General features: G+C 68.0%; 1 pseudogene. It reads right to left on the bottom strand.

The features are described from left to right. A pseudogene (locus tag G4D87_RS35795) lies at positions 1 to 3,142 on the bottom strand (adventurous gliding motility protein AgmC); the annotation flags it as partial. Positions 3,143 to 3,287 lie beyond the last annotated feature (145 nt).

Raw genomic sequence — 3,287 nt, 5'->3', positions numbered from 1 at the left:
AGTCGATGGTCCAGTTGAACGGCGCAGGCGACTGGTCCTCGAACTCCCCCTCCGCGGCCTTGACGTTCAGCGAATGCGAGCCCTCGGTCAGGTTTTCGTAGACTTTTTCGGCGTTCGCCGAGTCCGCACACTGCTCGTACGGCGAGCCGTCCAACTGACATAAATAAATGACGTTGGACAGGTTCGAGGTGAACCTGAAGGTCGCGGTCGTGCTCTGGGTGGGATTCGACAACGCCACAGGAACGATGTTGGTCTCGACTTCACCCACCACGACGGTCCAGATGTGCAGGGCGGGCGTGTCGTCGGGGTTTCCCGCCTCATCGATGGCCCGGATGAGCATCCGGTGCTCGCCCTCGGTGATGAGAGGGAACTCCGCGTTGGGCAGCGCATACGGCGAGGTGCAGGCGAAGTAGGCCCCCCCATCGTAGCTGCACTCGAAGTGGACGCCCGGCTCCGAGGCAGAGAACACGAAGGTCGCGGTGAGCAGGTTCGTGAGGATGTCCGGCTTCGAGTCAATCTGTGTGTCCGGAGGCGTCAGGTCCACCGTCCAGGTGTGGCGAGCAGGCGAGGCGTCCACATTGCCCGCCGCGTCCTTCGCCCGCACCCACAGCGTGTAGGTGCCATCCGTCAGCACTGGCGTCAGGAAGGACGCCGCGCAGTCCTCCCACAATGAGCTGCCCTCGGCGGGCGCCTGCGTCGTCCCCCCGGTCTCCAGGACGCACTGGAAGCCCGCCACATCCGTCGCGGCGGAAGAGAGCGTGAAGAGCGCCCGGGGCGCGTTGCTCAGCGCCCCCACCAGGGTGCTCAGCTCCGTGTCCGGACGCGTCTTGTCCGTCCGCCACGTGTGACTGGCGGGCGTCGGGTCCACGTTGCCGGCCGGGTCCTTCGCCCGCACCAGGAAGGTGTACGTGTTGTCACCGGGCGTCGGGAAGGAATCCCCGCTCCCGCACGCGCTGAAGGCCGCGCCGTTCAGGCTGCACTCGAAGTCGCTCGCGTCGCCAACCGGCAGCGCCCGGAACGTGGGGACCGCCGCGTTCGCGTTGTTCACCGCGGCGGGCAGCGCCCCGAACAACTCCGTGTCGGGCGGCGTCAGGTCCACCGTCCAGGTGTGATGCGGTGGAGCGTTGTCCACGTTCCCCGCCGCGTCCTTCGCCCGCACCCACAGCGTGTAGGCGCCATCCGTCAGCACCGGCGTCAGGTAGGACGCCGCGCAGTCCTGCCACCGCGAGCTGCTCTCAGGAGGCGCCTGCGTTGTCGCTGGCGTATCCAGGACGCATTGAAAGCCGGCCACGTCGCTGGAGGGTGAATCGAAGTCGAAGCCCGCCCGAGACGCGTTGCTCAACGTCCCCACCGAGGTGCTCAACTCCGTCTCCGGGCGCGTCTTATCCGTCCGCCACGTGTGACTGGCGGGCGTCGGGTCCACGTTGCCGGCCGGGTCCTTCGCCCGCACCAGGAAGGTGTACGTGTTGTCACCGGGCGTCGGGAAGGAATCCCCGCTCCCGCACGCGCTGAAGGCCGCGCCGTTCAGGCTGCACTCGAAGTCGCTCGCGTCGCCAACCGGCAGCGCGCGGAACGTGAGGACCGCCGCGTTCGCGTTGTTCACCGCCGCCGGCAGCGCCCCGAACAACTCCGTATCGGGCGGCGTCAGGTCCACCGTCCAGGTGTGGCGAGCAGGCGAGGCGTCCACATTGTCCGCCGCGTCCTTCGCCCGCACCCACAGCGTGTAGGCGCCATCCGTCAGCACCGGCGTCAGGTAGGACGCCGCGCAATCCTGCCACAGCGGGCTGCTCTCAACGGGCGCCTGCGTCGTCGTCGAGTTCTCCAGGACGCATTGGAAGCCGGCCACGTCGCTGGCGGGTGAATCGAACTCGAAGCCCGCCCGGGACGCGTTGCTCAACGTCCCCACCGTGGTGCTCATGCTGGTGTCTGGACGCGTCTTGTCCGTCCGCCACGAGTAGCTGGCGGGCGTCGGGTCCACGTTGCCCGCAGCATCCTTCGCCCTGACCAGGAACGTGTACGTGGTGTTTCCAGGCGTCGGGAAGGAATCCCCGCTCTCACACGCAGCAAAGGCAGCACCATTCAGGCTGCACTCGAAGGCATTTGCGCTCCCCGTCGGCAGCTCACGGAACGTGAGGACCACCGAGCTCGCGTTGTTCACCGCGGCGGGCAGCGCCCCGAACAGCTCCGTGTCGGGCGGCGTCAGGTCCACCGTCCAGGTGTGATGCGGTGGAGCGTTGTCCACGTTCCCCGCCGCGTCCTTCGCCCGCACCCACAGCGTGTAGGTCCCCTCCCCCAGCGGCGCCGTCACATAGGTGGACGCAGGCGTCAGATGGGAGGCCGCGCAGTCCTGCCACCGGGAGCTGCCCTCCGCCGGAGCCTGGGTCGTTGCCGAATCATCCCGTGCGCACTGGAACGTCACCGGGTCCTCGTTCGACTCGAACCGGAACACCGCGACCGCCTCGTTGAAGTCCACCCGAGGCGTACCGCCGTCGGCGAAATCCGTGGTGGGCCGAGATAGGTCGACCCGCCAGACATGGCGCGCAGGCGTCGTGTCCACGTTGCCCGCTGCATCCCTCGCCCGGACCCAGAAGGTGTACGTCTCCCCATTCGTCAGCGTGCCCGTCGTATGCGTCCCCGTCCCCGAGCACGGCGTCGTCTGCCACGCGCCGGCGCCCACCGCGGGTGGCGAGGCGATGTCGCCGGTCTGAAGGACACAGTGGAAGGTGATGCCCGACGTCTCGTTCGACGCGAACTGGAAGACCGCGTTCGCCAGTCGTGACGGAGACGTGGGAGTGCCGTTCGCGGTGAAATGCGTGTCGGGCGCGGTGGTGTCGACGGTGTAGGTCACCGTGTTGCTGGGAGGGCCCTGGAGTCCCTGGGCCTCGGTGACGGCCATCAGCACGGTATTGCCCGTGGGCAATGCCCGGGAGAGGGTGACGGCGAACGCCGTGGGTGAGTTCGTCGTACCGACTACGGCACGGCCGAACTCCGGGCCATTCGGTACACCCGAGATGCGTTGGTAGATCACCACCTCGGTCCCGGCGGTCCCCGTTCCGGTGAGCGTCGGCAGCGGATTGTTCGTCGTCACGGCCGTCGCGGGCGCAATCACCGGCGCGGCAGGGGCAGTCAGGGCCACCTGCATGAACGTGGCAAGCCCGGTGTGAGGAAACGCATTGTTTCCAGGCGTAGCCCCAGCGTGCCCCCCGCCCACCGCGCTGCCCGCGATGCCATTCGATACGGAGGACGTGGCCGCACAACCATTCGCAGTCGCGGCCTGGACCAGGATC

The organism is Myxococcus vastator (assembly GCF_010894475.1).
Classification (GTDB): Bacteria; Myxococcota; Myxococcia; order Myxococcales; family Myxococcaceae; genus Myxococcus; species Myxococcus vastator.
Note: the sequence above shows the minus strand (reverse complement) of the source record. Positions and strands in the feature narration are given on the sequence as shown.